This window comes from Methylobacterium sp. C33D (assembly GCF_053345825.1).
Genome location: NZ_JBKFAV010000019.1, coordinates 66,255 through 80,819 on the forward strand (window position 1 = coordinate 66,255; position 14,565 = coordinate 80,819).

The 14,565-nt window shown below is 73.0% G+C and carries 18 protein-coding genes; 7 read left to right on the forward strand and 11 right to left on the reverse strand.

Going from position 1 to position 14,565, the window contains the following annotated elements; translation table 11 throughout:
• Positions 1–63 precede the first annotated feature (63 nt).
• From metW to ACLBXO_RS16800, 6 genes are all read right to left on the reverse strand, one after another.
• Complete coding sequence (gene metW / locus ACLBXO_RS16775) at positions 64–852, reverse strand: methionine biosynthesis protein MetW (RefSeq protein WP_447686053.1); 789 nt, start codon at positions 850–852, stop codon at positions 64–66.
• A gap of 5 nt (positions 853–857) precedes the next feature.
• A complete protein-coding gene (gene metX / locus ACLBXO_RS16780) occupies positions 858–2,063 on the reverse strand; it encodes a homoserine O-acetyltransferase MetX (RefSeq protein WP_020095220.1) in 1,206 nt (401 codons plus the stop codon).
• Positions 2,064–2,184: 121 nt separating this feature from the next.
• On the reverse strand, positions 2,185–2,349 hold the full coding sequence (locus ACLBXO_RS16785; protein ID WP_331313824.1) for a hypothetical protein: 165 nt from the start codon (positions 2,347–2,349) through the stop codon (positions 2,185–2,187).
• Between the two features lie 124 nt (positions 2,350–2,473).
• The gene (locus ACLBXO_RS16790; protein WP_331313825.1) at positions 2,474–2,653 is read right to left on the reverse strand and encodes a hypothetical protein; all 180 of its coding nucleotides are present in this window, start codon (positions 2,651–2,653) and stop codon (positions 2,474–2,476) included.
• Between the two features lie 81 nt (positions 2,654–2,734).
• Positions 2,735–2,902 (reverse strand): hypothetical protein, encoded by a 168-nt coding sequence (locus ACLBXO_RS16795; protein ID WP_331313826.1) that lies wholly within the window; start codon positions 2,900–2,902, stop codon positions 2,735–2,737.
• Between the two features lie 170 nt (positions 2,903–3,072).
• Positions 3,073–3,369 (reverse strand): hypothetical protein, encoded by a 297-nt coding sequence (locus tag ACLBXO_RS16800; protein ID WP_331313827.1) that lies wholly within the window; start codon positions 3,367–3,369, stop codon positions 3,073–3,075.
• 191 nt (positions 3,370–3,560) lie between these two features.
• On the opposite strand from ACLBXO_RS16800, the gene ACLBXO_RS16805 reads away from it, so the two are divergent.
• Both ACLBXO_RS16805 and ACLBXO_RS16810 read left to right on the forward strand, forming a co-directional pair.
• On the forward strand, positions 3,561–4,676 hold the full coding sequence (locus tag ACLBXO_RS16805; RefSeq protein WP_447686054.1) for a pyridoxal phosphate-dependent aminotransferase: 1,116 nt from the start codon (positions 3,561–3,563) through the stop codon (positions 4,674–4,676).
• Positions 4,669–5,613 (forward strand): prephenate/arogenate dehydrogenase family protein, encoded by a 945-nt coding sequence (locus ACLBXO_RS16810; RefSeq protein ID WP_447686055.1) that lies wholly within the window; start codon positions 4,669–4,671, stop codon positions 5,611–5,613. Before ACLBXO_RS16805 ends, ACLBXO_RS16810 begins: the two co-directional genes overlap by 8 nt.
• A gap of 13 nt (positions 5,614–5,626) precedes the next feature.
• Here the strand turns inward: ACLBXO_RS16810 and msrA are convergent, their stop codons facing one another.
• On the reverse strand, positions 5,627–6,355 hold the full coding sequence (gene msrA / locus ACLBXO_RS16815; protein WP_447686056.1) for a peptide-methionine (S)-S-oxide reductase MsrA: 729 nt from the start codon (positions 6,353–6,355) through the stop codon (positions 5,627–5,629).
• A gap of 140 nt (positions 6,356–6,495) precedes the next feature.
• On the opposite strand from msrA, the gene trpB reads away from it, so the two are divergent.
• Positions 6,496–7,737 (forward strand): tryptophan synthase subunit beta, encoded by a 1,242-nt coding sequence (gene trpB / locus ACLBXO_RS16820; protein ID WP_447686057.1) that lies wholly within the window; start codon positions 6,496–6,498, stop codon positions 7,735–7,737.
• 61 nt (positions 7,738–7,798) lie between these two features.
• On the opposite strand, the gene ACLBXO_RS16825 is transcribed toward trpB, so the two are convergent.
• From ACLBXO_RS16825 to ACLBXO_RS16835, 3 genes are all read right to left on the reverse strand, one after another.
• The gene (locus tag ACLBXO_RS16825; protein ID WP_447686058.1) at positions 7,799–8,194 is read right to left on the reverse strand and encodes a type II toxin-antitoxin system VapC family toxin; all 396 of its coding nucleotides are present in this window, start codon (positions 8,192–8,194) and stop codon (positions 7,799–7,801) included.
• A gap of 11 nt (positions 8,195–8,205) precedes the next feature.
• Positions 8,206–8,448, reverse strand: coding sequence for a type II toxin-antitoxin system VapB family antitoxin (locus ACLBXO_RS16830; RefSeq protein ID WP_056523954.1), 243 nt, complete (start codon positions 8,446–8,448; stop codon positions 8,206–8,208).
• Between the two features lie 94 nt (positions 8,449–8,542).
• Positions 8,543–8,854 (reverse strand): helix-hairpin-helix domain-containing protein, encoded by a 312-nt coding sequence (locus ACLBXO_RS16835; protein WP_447686059.1) that lies wholly within the window; start codon positions 8,852–8,854, stop codon positions 8,543–8,545.
• Between the two features lie 398 nt (positions 8,855–9,252).
• Here ACLBXO_RS16835 and ACLBXO_RS16840 point away from each other — a divergent pair, with 398 nt between their 5' ends.
• Both ACLBXO_RS16840 and ACLBXO_RS16845 read left to right on the forward strand, forming a co-directional pair.
• Positions 9,253–11,145 (forward strand): ABC transporter ATP-binding protein, encoded by a 1,893-nt coding sequence (locus tag ACLBXO_RS16840; RefSeq protein WP_447686060.1) that lies wholly within the window; start codon positions 9,253–9,255, stop codon positions 11,143–11,145.
• A 76-nt stretch (positions 11,146–11,221) separates the two neighbouring features.
• Positions 11,222–12,121: a cell envelope integrity EipB family protein gene (locus ACLBXO_RS16845; protein ID WP_331313836.1), complete on the forward strand. Its 900-nt coding sequence runs from the start codon at positions 11,222–11,224 to the stop codon at positions 12,119–12,121.
• Positions 12,122–12,130: 9 nt separating this feature from the next.
• Here ACLBXO_RS16845 and ACLBXO_RS16850 read toward each other — a convergent pair whose 3' ends face one another.
• The gene (locus ACLBXO_RS16850; RefSeq protein WP_307188484.1) at positions 12,131–12,433 is read right to left on the reverse strand and encodes a DUF3572 domain-containing protein; all 303 of its coding nucleotides are present in this window, start codon (positions 12,431–12,433) and stop codon (positions 12,131–12,133) included.
• A gap of 74 nt (positions 12,434–12,507) precedes the next feature.
• Between ACLBXO_RS16850 and ACLBXO_RS16855 the strand changes: the two genes are divergently transcribed.
• Both ACLBXO_RS16855 and ACLBXO_RS16860 read left to right on the forward strand, forming a co-directional pair.
• Positions 12,508–12,879, forward strand: a complete 372-nt coding sequence (locus tag ACLBXO_RS16855; protein WP_007560977.1) for a response regulator — start codon at positions 12,508–12,510, stop codon at positions 12,877–12,879.
• A 170-nt stretch (positions 12,880–13,049) separates the two neighbouring features.
• On the forward strand, positions 13,050–14,423 hold the full coding sequence (locus ACLBXO_RS16860; RefSeq protein WP_447686061.1) for a PleD family two-component system response regulator: 1,374 nt from the start codon (positions 13,050–13,052) through the stop codon (positions 14,421–14,423).
• The last annotated feature ends 142 nt before the right edge of the window (positions 14,424–14,565 follow it).

The window sequence follows — 14,565 nt, forward strand, 5'->3', positions numbered from 1 at the left end:
CGGAGTGTGCCTCGTCCGGCACGGGCTCGACGCGCCACCGCCTCGCCTTGATCGGGCGCGGCGCTAGGGCCCGGCATCCTCGCGCCGGAGCAGGAACACGCCCTGCGCGCCGAACAGGTTCCAGACCCACCAGGGCATGGAGAACCGCATCGGCCGGCCGCGGGCGTCCAGCGCGGTCGCGTGCTCGATCCGGGCGCCGATCAGGCGGCACAGGCCGACGAAGTCGCGGATCGTGCAGTGGTGGATGTTGGGCGTCTCCCACCACGCGTCCGGCATGATCTCGGTGACCGGCATCCGCCCGCGGAACGCCAGCTCGGAGCGCACGCGCCAGTGCCCGAAATTCGGGAACGAGATGATCACCTGCCGGCCGATGCGCAGCAGGTGCTCCAGCACCACCCGGGGATTGCGGGTCGCCTGGATGGTCTGGGACAGGACCACCACGTCGAAGGCGCCGTCCGGGTAGTTGGCGAGGTCGGTGTCGGCGTCGCCCTGGATCACCGACAGGCCCCGGGCGAGGCAGGCGTTCACGCCCTCCCGGGACAGCTCGATCCCGCGCCCGTCGATGCCGCGGCGGTCGCGCAGCAGCGCCAGCAGCGAGCCGTCGCCGCAGCCGATGTCGAGGACCCGGGCGCCGGCCGGGACGAGGCCGAGCACGACGAGGTGGTCGACGCGGGCGCCGCCGCCCTCGGCCGCGTGGGGGAGGGCGTCCGCGCCCTCCCAGGGGGCACCGTGCCGGACCTTGCCCAGAGCGATCTTGCCCGAAGAGATCTTGCCCGAAGAGATCTTCTCCGAAGAGATCTTGCCCATGGGCGGCTTGCCGAAGGTCATCTTGCCGGACCCGCCGCTCGCCATCCGCGTCACAGCCCGCGCGCCCGGGCGGCGGCGTCGATGAAGCCGCGCGCCGCGGAGAACATCGCCGGCTCGTCGAGCAGGAAGGCGTCGTGGCCCTTGTCGCTCTCGACCTCCACGAAGGCCACGGGCGCCGCGGCCGCGTTGAGCGCGTGCACGATCGCGCGCGAGTCGCGGGTCGGGAACAGCCAGTCGGAGGTGAACGAGATCACGCAGAAGCGGGTCTTGGTGCCCCGGAAGGCGTTGGCGAGCACGCCGCCGTGGTCCTCGGCGAGGTCGAAATAGTCCATCGCCCGGGTCAGGTAGAGGTAGGCGTTGGCGTCGAACCGCTCGACGAAGCTCAGGCCCTGGTGGCGCAGGTAGCTCTCGATCTGGAAATCGGCGTTGAACGAGAAGGTCGGCGCCGTGCCGCCCTGGAAGCGCCGGCCGAACTTCCGGTGCAGGGCCGGCTCGGACAGGTAGGTGATGTGCGCGCCCATCCGGGCGACGCCGAGCCCCTTGGCGGGGCGCGTGCCCGCCTCGAGGTAGCGCCCGTCCGCCCAGGCGGGATCGGCCATGATCGCCTGACGGCCGACCTCGTGGAAGGCGATGTTCTGCGCCGAGTGGCGGGCGCCGGTGGCGATCGGCATCGCGGCGAAGACGCGCTCGGGATAGAGCGCCGCCCATTGCAGCACCTGCATCCCGCCCATCGAGCCGCCGATGCACAGGAACAGGTCCCGGATCCCGAGATGCTCCAGCAGCATCGCCTGCGCCCGGACCATGTCGCGGATCGTGACCAGCGGGAAGTTCAGCCCGTAGGGCCGCCCCGTCGCCGGGTCGATCGAGGCCGGGCCGGTGGAGCCCATGCACGAGCCGATGACGTTCGAGCAGACGACGAAGTAGCGGTCGGTGTCGATCGGCTTGCCGGGGCCGACCAGCGTCTCCCACCAGCCGGGCTTGCCGGTCACCGGATGGGTGTGGGCGAAGTACTGGTCACCGGTGAGCGCGTGGCAGATCAGGACGGCGTTCGAGCGCGCGGCGTTGAGCGTGCCGGCGGTCTGGTAGGCGATCTGGAAGGGCGCGAGCTCGACGCCCGCGTCGGTGAGCAGCGGCGTGTCGGCGGCGAAGCGCGCCACCGGGCTCCTCGGGTCGAGCGCCTGCGAGCGCTCGGACGCGCGCCGCGCCGGCTCGTCGATCGGGTCCGGCCTCAGGGCCGTGTCCGTTTGGGTGTCCATGGCGGGTCTTGACGACCGTGTATCGGTTCGGATCCGAACCGGGAGAGCACGGGATCGCCTGACGCGCCGCACTCGCCCGACGCGGCCAGCCCCGCCGAGGTAATGCGCGGGGCGCCGAGCGTCAACGCGCGTGCGGGCTCCGGCCCTCCGACGCGCCCCGGGTCTCGGAGCCCGGACGATCCCGCGCGTCGGGGGCGGCCCCGAAGAGACGCCGCCGCCCGAACCGCCAAGCGGCCTCGATCGCGTCGATCACGAGGAAGAAAACGATATCCGCTACGATGCTCATCTCGAGGCTCCGCCGTTCGAGATGGACCTCTACGATCGGCGCCCGGCGCCCGAGGTGCCGCGGAACACGGGCCCCGGCGCCCGTCCACGGCCGATCGGGCGGGGTCCGACACCCGGCACCTCACTCACGCGATCGGCGCGGCCATCACGGCGAGCCCCAGGGCGGGCAGGCCGAGCGCGAGGGCGGCCCGGACGTCGAGCCGGTCCGCGCCGACGCCCGCCCGCCAGTGCCGGCTCGCCGCGCTCTCGATCAGGATGCCGGTGAGCACGAGCCCGCAGCCGATCAGGGCCTGCATCGATACCATGGAACCCTCGCCCCGCCAGTCGCGCCGCCGGGCGCGGGCCCGGACGCCGCTGTGAAAGTCCGTCCGGCGTCCGGCGGTTCCTCAGAACATGGCGGCCGCGCAGGCCGCGAAGACCAGGGCGGCGCCGGCGGCCGTGATGCAGCCATTGGCCCACGGGGCCGCCTCGACACGGCGCAGGCGGCAATCCGCGGCGACCGACACGAGGATCCCGATCAGGAAGAGGCTGCAGGGGATCAGGTCACCGGGCATCGTCGATCCATCCAGGGGCTGCGGGGTGGGGCACGCCCGACGCGCCCCTGTTCTCCCGGTTCAACAGGCCGAAACGTGGCGAGTGCCCCGCGGCATTTGCGCGTCGCCGTTTTGCCGCGGCGCCCCGGATGGATCGCGCTGTTTGAGGCCCGCCGCTCAGGGCCTGCCGCTCAGGGCCTGGCCGAGGCCGGCCGGGTGTCGAAATCCTCCGGGCCGAGATCGAGGAGGTCGTTGGGGGTCTCGGTCCGGTCGTAGGCCTGGCTCGCCGCGGCCTCGATCACCGCCTGATTGCGGGCGAACAGCTCCAGGGGGGCGAGGTCGGCGCCGCCGCCGAACTGCTGGCGCAGCACGGGAACCGGGACCTCGACCGCGATCACCCGCTGGCCGTTGGTCATGGCGAAGCGGATCAGCGAGTCGTCGGCGGGGAGGATGTGGGCGCCGCCGTCCAGGTAGCGTTCGAGGGGCATGCGGAGATCCTTCGTGTCGGGCGCCTGTCGGCGGAGCGCCGGCATACAGGCACGACTCCGTGGGGCCGGACAAGTCGCCCCGGCAGGGTCGGGCCGGCCTCACGGGCGGCGGCCCCGGGTTCACCGGCCGGCGAAATGCTGTAGACGGGCGCGGAACCGACCGAACCCCGCCCATCCCGAGTCGCACCGCTATGTCCGCCCCCCGACCCGCCCGTCCGGAACCGCGTCCCGGCGTCCTGGCGATCGACACCTACGTGCCCGGCAAGAGCGGGCGGCCCGGCGGCGGCAAGGTCTACAAGCTGTCCTCCAACGAGACGCCCCTCGGCCCGAGCCCGGCGGCTTTGGCCGCGCTCCACGCGGCGACCGCCAAGCTGGAGACCTATCCGGACGGGCGCGCGACCGCCCTGCGCACCGCCATCGCGCGGCGCTACGGGCTCGATCCCGAGCGCATCGTCTGCGGCGCGGGCTCGGACGAGCTGCTCTCGCTGCTCGCCTACGCGTATGGCGGACCGGGGACCGAGGGGATCTACTCGGAGCACGGATTCCTCGTCTACCGGATCGCCATCCTGGCCTCGGGCGGCGAGCCCGTGGTCGCGCCCGAGCGCGACCTGACCGTCGACGTCGACGCGATCCTGGCCCGGGTCACCGACCGGACCCGGATCGTCTACGTCACGAACCCCAACAACCCGACCGGCACCTACCTGCCCTTCGACGAGATCCGCCGCCTCCACGCCGGCCTGCCGCCGCACGTGCTGCTGGTGATCGACGGCGCCTACGCCGAGTACGTCCGGGCGAACGACTACTCGGCCGGGCTCGAGCTGGCCCTCGAGGCCGAGAACGTCGTGATGACCCGCACCTTCTCGAAGATCCACGGGCTGGCCGCCGTGCGGATCGGCTGGATGGTCGCGCCGGCGCACGTGGCGGACGCGGTCAACCGGATCCGCGGCCCGTTCAACGTCTCGGGCCCGGCGATCGCCGCGGGCTCGGCCGCCATCGCCGACGAGGCCCACATGGCGGCGGCCGCCGCCCACAATGCCGAGTGGCTGCCGAAGCTCACCGAGGGCGCCCGCGCGCTCGGCCTGGCGGTCACGCCGAGCGTCGCGAACTTCCTGCTGATCCACTTCCCCGACGCGCCGGGCCGCTCGGCCGAGGACGCGGACGCGTTCCTGACCGAGCGCGGCCTGATCACCCGGCGGGTCACGGCCTACGGCCTGCCCAACGCCCTGCGGGTGACGGTGGCGGGCGCCGAGGCCAACACGGCGTTCCTGGCGGCGCTCGGCGACTTCGTGCGGGGCCAGCATGGCTGAGACCCTCAAGGCCGCGGCACCCGTCGTCGGCCGCCTCGCCATCGTCGGCCTCGGGCTGATCGGCTCGTCGATCGCCCGGGCGGCGCGCCGCTACGGCCTCGCCCGGACCATCGTGGCGGTGGACCGCGACGCGGCCGTGCGCGCCCGGGTGCGCGACCTCGGCATCGCCGACGTCGTCACGGGCGACCCGGCGGAGGGCGCGGCCGGCACCGACCTCGTCATCCTGTGCGTGCCGGTGGGCGCCATCGGGGCGGCGGCGGCCGAGATGGCGCCGCACCTCAAGCCCGGCGCGATCGTGTCGGATGTCGGCTCGGTGAAGGGCGCCGTTGTGGCGGCGGTCCGGCCGCACCTGCCCGACGGCGTCGCGCTGGTCCCCGGGCACCCGATCGCCGGGACCGAGTTCTCGGGACCGGACGCGGGCTTCGCGACCCTGTTCCAGGGCCGCTGGTGCATCCTGACCCCGCCCGAGGGCACCGACCCGGCGGCGATCGAGACCGTCCGCGCCCTGTGGGCGGGGATGGGCGCCGACGTCGAGACGATGAGCGCCGAGCACCACGACCACGTGCTCGCCATCACCAGCCACCTGCCGCACCTGATCGCCTACAACATCGTGGGCACCGCCGCCGACCTCGAATCGGCGACGCAGTCGGAGGTGATCAAGTTCTCGGCGAGCGGGTTCCGCGACTTCACCCGCATCGCGGCGTCCGACCCGACCATGTGGCGCGACATCTTCCTCAACAACCGCGAGGCGGTGCTGGAGATGCTCGGCCGGTTCAACGAGGACCTGTCGGCGCTCGCCAAGGCGGTGCGCTGGGGCGACGGCGACGCGCTCCACGCGATGTTCACCCGCACCCGGGCGATCCGGCGCAGCATCGTGGCGCAGGGCCAGGAGACCGCGGCCCCGGATTTCGGCCGGCCGCGGCCGCCGGAGGCATAGGGACCGCCGGCGCTCACGCCGGCGGGCGGTTGACCAGCACGGGCTGCGCCGCCGTCCGCTCCGGGAACAGGGCGCGCAGGGCCTCGAGCTTCGGCGCGTCGTTGGCGGCGATGTACGGGTGCCCGGGGTGCTGGGCCATGAAGTCCTGGTGGTAGGCTTCGGCCGGATAGAAGGTCGCCCCCGGCTCGATCCGGGTGGCCACGGGCCGCGCGTAGGTCTTGGCCGCGTCGAGCTGGGCGATGTAGGCCCGCGCCACCCGCGCCTGCTCGGCATCCTGCGGGAACAGGGCCGAGCGGTATTGCCGCCCGGTATCGGGGCCCTGGCGGTCCAGCTGGGTGGGATCGAGCGCCACCGAGAAGAAGATCCGCAGCAGCTCGTCGTAGCGGATCACCGCGGGATCGTAGGTGACCGCCACGGCCTCGGCATGGCCGGTCCCGCCGCCGCTGACCGTCCGGTAATCGGCCTCCGCACGGGTGCCGCCGGCGTAGCCCGACACGGCGCCGCTCACCCCGCGCACGTGCTGGAACACCCCCTGCACGCCCCAGAAGCAGCCGCCGGCGAAGACGGCCACGCGCGGCCCCAACGGCTCGGCGGCGCGGGCCGCGGCCTCCGGCAGGCGCCGGGGCGCCTCCTCGGCGAAGGCCGGGAGCCGGGGGAGCAGGACGGCCGCCGCGAGGCCGAGCCCGAGACCCGCCCCGAGGACCGGGCGGGAGAGGGTGCGGAACGTGTCGCGAAGGGCCATGATCAACCTCCTGCCGGATGCTGACAGCCCGTTCGCGCCGGCGCCCGATCCGGTTACGCGCGCGGCTGGCCGCATTGCGGTGGCGGCCGCATGGGTCTAGGCACCCCGCAAATCATCGATTCGCCCGCAGGACCCGTCCCGTGACCATCGCCCCCGAGCCCAACTCCTTCCGCACCGGCCCCGACGAGCGCGGCCGCTTCGGCATCTTCGGCGGCCGCTTCGTCGCCGAGACGCTGATGCCGCTGATCCTCGAGCTGGAGGCGGCCTACGAGACGGCCAAGAAGGACCCGACCTTCCAGGCCGAGATGGAGAGCTACGGCACCCACTATATCGGCCGGCCGAGCCCGCTCTACTACGCCGAGCGCCTCACCGAGCACCTGCGCGCCAAGGCGCCGGCCGGGCAGGGCGCCAAGGTCTATTTCAAGCGCGAGGAGCTGAACCATACCGGCTCCCACAAGGTGAACAACGTGCTGGGCCAGATCCTGCTGGCCCGCCGCATGGGCAAGCCGCGGATCATCGCCGAGACCGGCGCCGGCCAGCACGGCGTCGCCACCGCGACGCTCTGCGCGCGCTTCGGCCTCAAGTGCGTCGTCTACATGGGCGCGGTCGACGTCGCCCGTCAGGCCCCCAACGTCTTCCGCATGAAGATGCTCGGCGCCGAGGTGATCCCGGTGGAATCCGGCACCAAGACCCTCAAGGACGCCATGAACGAGGCGCTGCGCGACTGGGTCACCAACGTCGCCGACACGTTCTACTGCATCGGCACGGTGGCGGGCCCGCACCCGTACCCGGCCATGGTCCGCGACTTCCAGTCGGTGATCGGCCGCGAGACCCGCGAGCAGATGATCGCCCAGGAGGGCCGGATCCCGGATTCCCTCGTCGCCTGCATCGGCGGCGGCTCGAACGCCATGGGGCTGTTCCACCCGTTCCTGGACGACCGCGAGGTCGAGATCTTCGGCGTCGAGGCCGCGGGCCACGGCGTCCAGTCGGGCCTGCACGCGGCCTCGCTGACCGGCGGCAAGCCGGGCGTGCTGCACGGCAACCGCACCTACCTGCTGATGGACGGGGACGGCCAGATCGCCGACGCCCACTCGATCTCGGCGGGCCTCGACTACCCGGGCATCGGCCCCGAGCACGCGTGGCTGCACGAGATGGGCCGGGTCACCTACCTGTCGGCGACCGATTCCGAGACGCTGGAGGCGTTCAAGCTCTGCTCGATGCTGGAGGGGATCATCCCGGCCCTGGAGCCGGCCCACGCCCTGTCCAAGATCCTGGAGCTCGCGCCGCAGCGCCCGGCCGAGCACCTCATGGTGCTCAACATGTCGGGCCGCGGCGACAAGGACATCCCGCAGGTGGCCGAGATCTTCGGCACGAAGATCTGAGGGCGCGCGGCGGCGGTCCTCCGCCCGCCGCGCCCCGCCTGCCCCGCGCGGACCGTCGGCCTCAGGCGGTCTCGATGTCCGTGAGCGGGAAGTCGTTGCCCCTGTAGAGCAGCGGGACGCCGTGGGCGCGGGCACAGGCGTAGGCGAAGCAGTCGCCGAAGTTCAGGCCGGCCGGGTGCCGGCCCTTGCCGAAGCGGTCGTAGGCGTCCAGCGCGCCCGCTTCGGCCTCCGGCGGGACGGCCAGGATCTCGATGCCGGCGAGGTCGAGATAGGCGCGCACCGCCTCGCGGGCGGCCGGGACCGGGAGATCGAGGTGGTGCGCCACGGCCACGCCGGTTTCCCAGACCGCCAGGGGCGACGTCACGCGGCGCAGCGCCCGCTGAAGCCGGGCCGCCAGGGCGGCCGCATCCGTCTCGTCGGTGAGGATCGCCGTGAGGGCCGACGCATCCACGAACATCGGGTCCCACCTCAGGTGCGCTCGTACAGACCGTCGATGAACGCCGCGTCGGCGGGCTTCCGGTCCGGGCCGGCACGCTCGTGCAGGGCACGGACGAAGTCGGCCGTCCGCGCGACGAGATCGGGCCTGTTCGTCTGGCGGGCGATCTCGTTCTGAAGCGCGCGGCGCACCGCGTCGGTCTTGCTCGTGCCCAGCAGCGCCATGAGCTGGGCCGCGAGCGCGTCGACCTGCGGATCCTTGACGTAGAGCGGCATGCGCGGACCCCTGGGATATCCCGCACAGCGCTAATTTGTATCCTCCGACGCCGCAAGACGGAGCGGGTCGCGGGGCCGCGGCCTCGCCGCACGCTCACCGCACGGTCACCTGATCCTTGATCTTCTCGTAGACCGACCGGCTGAGCACGCGCTTCGACAGCAGCTGCTCCACCGACGTGTAGGGCCGCTTGGCGACGATCGCCCGGCCGATGGCGCCCCCGCCGCGCAGGTGATTGAGATCCGCCACCGAGGCGGTGTTGAGATCGAGGATGGCCAGGGCCCGGGGACCGGCGCCGTCCTCCGCCCGGTCGACCTCGGCCTGACCGGCCGCCTCCTGCGCCGACGGCTCGGGCTGCGCCTCCCGCGGGAGCGGCTCGGCGGGGAAGGCCGTCGCGTCGGAGGGCATCCGCGCCGGCGCCGGAGCGCCGCCGGGCGGGGCGGGGGCGGGCTCGACCGCCGCGGGCGGGGCGGACGGGGTGGGCGGAGCGGACGGGGCGGGCGCCGCCGCGGGAGCCGCAGGAGGCGGCTCGACGCGCCGGACCGTCGCCGAGGGCTGGGGGGCCGCCGGTGTTTCCGGAGCGGACGCGGGCGGAGTCGCCGGTCCGGGCGCGGGGCTCGGCAGCAGGGCCTGCACCACCGCCGCGAGGATGCCGGCAATGATGAGGAGAACCGAAACTCTGAGGATTGCAGGACCGCTGAGCACGCACCACTCGACGAGGATTAAAACTATATGCATCTACAGTTAATGATATCCTTGCACGTCGTCCAATCCACGCCCGAAACCCGGCGGGTCATCCCCAGGGTATGAGCGGGCCCGCACCGCGGCCGGGGGCGGGACTGCGTCGGCGGCTGGGTGAGCGATTCGGCAAGCGCCTGGGCGAGCGCGTCGGCGCGCTGCGCCACCTGCCGACCCTGTTCCGGGAGATCGCCGCCGCGAGCCCGCGCCTGCTGGCGGCGAGCCTGTCGCTGCGCCTCGTGGCGGCCTGCCTGCCGGTCCTGACCCTCTACCTCGCCAAGCTGATCCTCGACGGGATCGTGGCCGAGCACGCCCGGCCGGCGCCGGAGGCGGGGCTCGCGGCGTGGCTCGCCGATCCCGGCCGGGCGCGGCTCGCCGGCCTCGTCGCCGCCGAGTTCGGCCTCGCCCTGCTCTCGGACCTGACCGGCCGGCTCTCGAGCCTCGTCGAGACCCTGATCGGCGACCTCTACGCCAACGCGGCCTCCCTGCGGCTGATGGCGCACGCCGCCGAGCTCGACCTCGCGCAGTTCGAGGACAGCGCCCAGCAGGACCGGCTGGAGCGGGCCCGCCGGCAGGTCAGCGGCCGCACCGGCCTGATCGGCACGGTGTTCGGCCAGCTCCAGGGCCTCCTGACCCTCGCGACCCTGGCGGTCGGGGTCGCGGCCTTCACGCCCTGGCTCGTGGTGCTGATCGCCGCCGCCCTGATCCCGGCGGTGCTCAACGAGTGGCACTTCACCAAGGCCGGCTACCGCCTCGCCTGGATCCGCAGCCCCGAGCGGCGGCGGATCGACTACCTGCGCTACCTCGGCGCCAGCGTCGAGACCGCCAAGGAGATCAAGCTCTTCGGCCTCGCGGGCTACGTCACCGGGCTCTACGCCGCGGTGGCGGGGCGGCTGCTCGCCGAGAATCGCGGCCTCGCGGTCGCCCGGGCCGGCTGGGGCTTCGCCTTCGCGAGCCTCGGGACGCTCGCCTACTACGCCGCCTACGCGGTGATCGTCTGGCGGACGGTGGCGGGCGCCTTCTCGGTGGGCGACCTCGCCTTCCTGGCCGGCGCGTTCCAGCGCCTGCGCGGCGGCCTGGAGGGGCTGCTCCTCGGGCTGACCCAGATCACCGGCCAGGCGCAGTATCTCGAGGATTTCTACGCCTTCTTCGCGATCCGGCCGCAGATCCGCTCGCCCGCCCGGCCCGTGCCGGTGCCGAGCCCGATCCGGGAGGGGCTGGTCTTCGAGGGGGTCGGCTACCGCTATCCCGGCACGCAGACTTTCGCGCTGCGCGACCTCTCCTTCGCGGTCCGGGCCGGGGAGACGGTGGCGCTGGTCGGCGGCAACGGCGCCGGCAAGACCACGATCGTCAAGCTGATGACCCGCCTGTACGACCCGCACGAGGGCCGCGTGCTCCTCGACGGCGTGCCGCTCGCCGCCTACGACCTCGACGACCTGCGGGCGCGGATCGGGGCGATCTTCCAGGACTTCGTCCGCTTCGACCTCACCGCCGGGGAGAACGTCGCGGTCGGCCGGATCGCGGCCGCCGACGACGCGGACCGCATCGCGGCCGCGGCGGCCCGGGGGCTCGCGGCCCCGGTGATCGAGCGCCTGCCCGCGGGCTACGCCCAGCCGCTGGGCAAGCGCTTCGCCGGCGGCCTCGACCTCTCCGGGGGCGAGTGGCAGAAGGTCGCGCTGTCCCGGGCCTACATGCGCGAGGCCGAGATCCTGATCCTGGACGAGCCGACCGCGGCCCTCGACGCCCGGGCCGAGCACGACGTCTTCGCGCGGTTCCGGGAACTGTCGGCCGGGCGGACGACGGTGCTGATCTCGCACCGCTTCTCCACCGTGCGCATGGCCGACCGCATCCTCGTCCTGGAGGGCGGCCGGGTGCTGGAGGAGGGCAGCCACGCCGCCCTCATGGCCCGGGGCGGCCGCTACGCCGAGCTGTTCACCCTCCAGGCCGCGGGCTACCGGTAGGCGGGCCCCGGCGCGGCCCAAGCATTGCCCGATTCCCCGGGCCTGCTATCTGCGGCGGACCGAACCGGGGTTGTCCATGCGCCTGCGCCTCTTCCCACTGCTGACGGCCGGTCTTCTCGTCTGCGCCGGGCCCGCCCGCGCGGCCCCGCCCGCCGGGCCCGAACCGGACGCCAAGCCGCCGGCCCCGGCGCCCGGGATCGTGCTCGCCAACCACCGCGCGGTCTACGACCTGTCGCTGGCCGAGGGCGGCGGCACCCGCTCGGTGGAGAGCGCCCGCGGGCGCATCGTCATCGATTTCCGGGGCGACGCCTGCCGCGGCTACACGATGCAGACCCGCCAGGTGACGGAGCTGTCCTCCGGCGAGACCGGCGCGCGCCTGTCCGACATGCGCAGCACCACCTTCGAGGGCGGGCAGGGGCGCGAGTTCCGGTTCAAGACGACGACGCTCACCAACAACAAGCCCGCCGCCCCCGTGGACGGGACCGCCTCCGAGCAGGGCGACGCCCTGACGGTGAAGCTGAAGGGCGGCCCGAAGCCGTTCACCGTGGAGGGGCCGGTCCTGTTCCCGAGCGAGCACATGCGCCGCCTGATCGAGGCGGCGCGGGCCGGCCAGTCGACCCTCGCGGTCAAGGTCTACGACGGCTCGGACGACGGCCGGAAGGTCTACGACACCTTCGCGGTGATCGGCCACGCCGCGACCGCCCCGGCCTCCGACTCGACCCGCGACAAGCCCCTGCGCGACGGGTCGCTGGCCGCCATGCCGCACTGGCCGGTGCGCCTCAGCTACTACACCGAGGGCGCCGGGGAGCGCACGCCGATCTACACCCTCGGCTTCGACCTCTACGAGAACGGCGTCAGCGGCGCCCTCAAGCTCGATTACGGCGACTTCGCCATCCTGGGCGACATGACCGCCCTCGACATCGACGCCAAGGCCGGGCGGGCCGACCGGGAGGCGGGGAAGGGCTGCACGCCCTGAGGGCGCGCCTCACGCCCACGCGTCGTCCGGCCGCGGCGACAGCGCCTGCCAGGCCGCGGCGATCCGCTCCGGCTTGATCCCGAGGCCGTTCGCGCAGGCGACGAGCACGTTCTCGTCGCCCATCACGTGGTCGAGGACGCCCACCAGGAAGGCGGGCTCCCGGGCGCTCGCGCGGAGCGTGTCGGGGCTCAGGCCGCTCGCCGCCAGGAAGGGCAGGAGACGGTCGTCGTCCCCAGCGATCCACAACAGAACGTCGAGGGCGAGCCGTTCGGCCGACTCATGCCCTTGAAGAGGTTTGCCATTCATCAACATGTGAACGCTACAAAGGTGACGGAGGGGCTTCACGGCCCGCTAATCATGATCGGCGCGCACCGGGACAACGGATCATGAAGAAAACGGTGCTGATCGTCGAGGACAACGAGTTGAACATGAAGCTGTTCAACGATCTCCTGGAGGCGAACGGCTACGCGACGCTCAAGACCGCCCACGGCATCGAGGCGATCGAGCTGGCGCGCGCCCATCACCCCGACCTGATCCTCATGGACATCCAGCTCCCCGAGGTCTCCGGCCTCGAGGTGACGAAATGGCTCAAGGAGGACGACGACCTCAAGAGCATCCCGGTGATCGCCATCACGGCCTTCGCCATGAAGGGCGACGAGGAGCGGATCCGCGAGGGCGGCTGCGAGGCCTACCTGTCGAAGCCGATCTCGGTCGCGAAGTTTTTGGCAACGGTTCGGGCCTATCTTGAACCGCGTTGACGCCGGCGAGGCGCGCCGTTGAACCGGTCCCCCGGCCGCGCCGGGCCGGGGGACCGGTTCAACCGTCCGTCCCGTCGTGTCCGTCCCGGCCCCTGGGGCCGCCCGGCGGCGCGCACCCAAGGCACACGGCGCCCGGTCCGGGCCGCTCACCCGCGCCCTGACGAGGAAGCATGTCGGCCCGTGTCCTGATCGTCGACGATCTGTTCCCGAACGTCAGGCTTCTGGAGACGAAGCTCGGCCTGGAATATTTCGACACGCTCGCGGCCATGAACGGCCGGGACGCGATCGCGATCTGCGAGAAGGGCCTCTGCGACCTCGTCCTGCTCGACGTGATGATGCCCGGCATGGACGGGTTCGAGGTCTGCCGGCACCTCAAGAACAACCCGCTCACGGCCCACATCCCGGTGGTGATGGTCACGGCCCTCGACCAGCCCGCGGACCGCCTGCGCGGCCTCGATGCCGGGGCCGACGACTTCCTGACCAAGCCGGTGGACGACACCGCCCTGTTCACGCGGGTGCGCAGCCTCGTGCGGCTCAAGGCCGTGACGGACGAGCTGCGCCAGCGCGCCCTCGCGTCGCGCGAGTTCGGCATCGGCGATCCCCTGGCGCTCGCCACGGCCGAGAGCGGCCTCGACGCCCGGATCCTGCTGATCGAGGACCGGCCCGGCTCGGCCGAGCGCCTCGCCGGCGCCCTGCGCCAGCACCACGTGGTCACGGTCGAGCCCGACCCGCAGGCGGCCCTGCGCCGCGCCGCCGAGGAGCCCTTCGACCTCGCCCTCGTGAGCCTCGACCTCACCGGCTTCGACGGCCTGCGCCTGTGCAGCCAGCTCCGGTCCCTCGACCGGACCCGGGCGATGCCGCTGATCATGCTCGCCGAGGCGTACGACCGCGCCCGGGTTGTCCGCGGCCTCGATTTCGGCGTGCACGACTTCCTGATGCGGCCGGTCGACCGCAACGAGCTGATGGCCCGGGTCCGCACCCAGGTGAAGCGCAAGCGCTTCACCGACGCGCTCCGGGGCGCGATGCAGGCCTCGCTGCAGATGGCGGTGACCGACGCCCTCACCGGCCTGCACAACCGGCGCTACCTCGACAACCACCTCGGCACGCTGTTCGGCGACGAGGCCGCCCGCCGGGCCAGCCTCGCGGCCCTGATCCTCGACATCGACCACTTCAAGGGGATCAACGACAGCTTCGGCCACGAGGCCGGCGACGAGGTGCTGCGCGGTTTCGCCGAGCGGGTCCGCCAGCACACGCGCCCCATCGACATCGTGGCGCGCTACGGCGGCGAGGAGGTGGTGGTGATCCTGCCGGAGGCGGGGCTCGTCGAGGCGCAGGGCATCGCCGAGCGCATCCGCGAGCGCGTCGAGGCGGTGCCGTTCACCGTGCAGCGGGCCACCCGGCCCGTGTCGGTGACGGTCTCGATCGGCGTCGCCGTGCGCCGCGGCGAGGATCTCGGCCCCGCCGACATGCTCCGGCGCGCCGACCTCGCCCTCTACCGGGCCAAGGCGGCCGGGCGGAACCGGGTCGAGTCGCAGGCGGCCTGACGTTCCGGCCCGCCCGTCCCCCGACATGTCCGCCTCAGCCCCGGAGCGCGCGCCGGAGGCGGCCCGGCGCGCCGGCGGGTCGGGGCGCGTCAAATCGCTTACTCCGGCTTAGGGATGAAAACCCTAGGATGCGCGTGGGGCC

Bases quoted from the DNA above. Each gene is read 5' to 3' on its own strand.
- ACLBXO_RS16800 (WP_331313827.1), bottom strand. From the start codon at position 3,369: ATGCCCCTCGAACGCTACCTGGACGGCGGCGCCCACATCCTCCCCGCC.
- ACLBXO_RS16785 (WP_331313824.1), bottom strand. From the start codon at position 2,349: ATGAGCATCGTAGCGGATATCGTTTTCTTCCTCGTGATCGACGCGATC.
- ACLBXO_RS16845 (WP_331313836.1), top strand. From the start codon at position 11,222: ATGCGCCTGCGCCTCTTCCCACTGCTGACGGCCGGTCTTCTCGTCTGC.
- ACLBXO_RS16795 (WP_331313826.1), bottom strand. From the start codon at position 2,902: ATGCCCGGTGACCTGATCCCCTGCAGCCTCTTCCTGATCGGGATCCTC.
- ACLBXO_RS16825 (WP_447686058.1), bottom strand. From the start codon at position 8,194: ATGTTCGTGGATGCGTCGGCCCTCACGGCGATCCTCACCGACGAGACG.
- metX (WP_020095220.1), bottom strand. From the start codon at position 2,063: ATGGACACCCAAACGGACACGGCCCTGAGGCCGGACCCGATCGACGAG.
- ACLBXO_RS16830 (WP_056523954.1), bottom strand. From the start codon at position 8,448: ATGCCGCTCTACGTCAAGGATCCGCAGGTCGACGCGCTCGCGGCCCAG.
- ACLBXO_RS16850 (WP_307188484.1), bottom strand. From the start codon at position 12,433: ATGTTGATGAATGGCAAACCTCTTCAAGGGCATGAGTCGGCCGAACGG.
- ACLBXO_RS16855 (WP_007560977.1), top strand. From the start codon at position 12,508: ATGAAGAAAACGGTGCTGATCGTCGAGGACAACGAGTTGAACATGAAG.
- ACLBXO_RS16860 (WP_447686061.1), top strand. From the start codon at position 13,050: ATGTCGGCCCGTGTCCTGATCGTCGACGATCTGTTCCCGAACGTCAGG.
- msrA (WP_447686056.1), bottom strand. From the start codon at position 6,355: ATGGCCCTTCGCGACACGTTCCGCACCCTCTCCCGCCCGGTCCTCGGG.
- ACLBXO_RS16835 (WP_447686059.1), bottom strand. From the start codon at position 8,854: ATGCCCTCCGACGCGACGGCCTTCCCCGCCGAGCCGCTCCCGCGGGAG.
- ACLBXO_RS16810 (WP_447686055.1), top strand. From the start codon at position 4,669: ATGGCTGAGACCCTCAAGGCCGCGGCACCCGTCGTCGGCCGCCTCGCC.
- ACLBXO_RS16790 (WP_331313825.1), bottom strand. From the start codon at position 2,653: ATGGTATCGATGCAGGCCCTGATCGGCTGCGGGCTCGTGCTCACCGGC.
- ACLBXO_RS16805 (WP_447686054.1), top strand. From the start codon at position 3,561: ATGTCCGCCCCCCGACCCGCCCGTCCGGAACCGCGTCCCGGCGTCCTG.
- ACLBXO_RS16840 (WP_447686060.1), top strand. From the start codon at position 9,253: ATGAGCGGGCCCGCACCGCGGCCGGGGGCGGGACTGCGTCGGCGGCTG.
- metW (WP_447686053.1), bottom strand. From the start codon at position 852: ATGGCGAGCGGCGGGTCCGGCAAGATGACCTTCGGCAAGCCGCCCATG.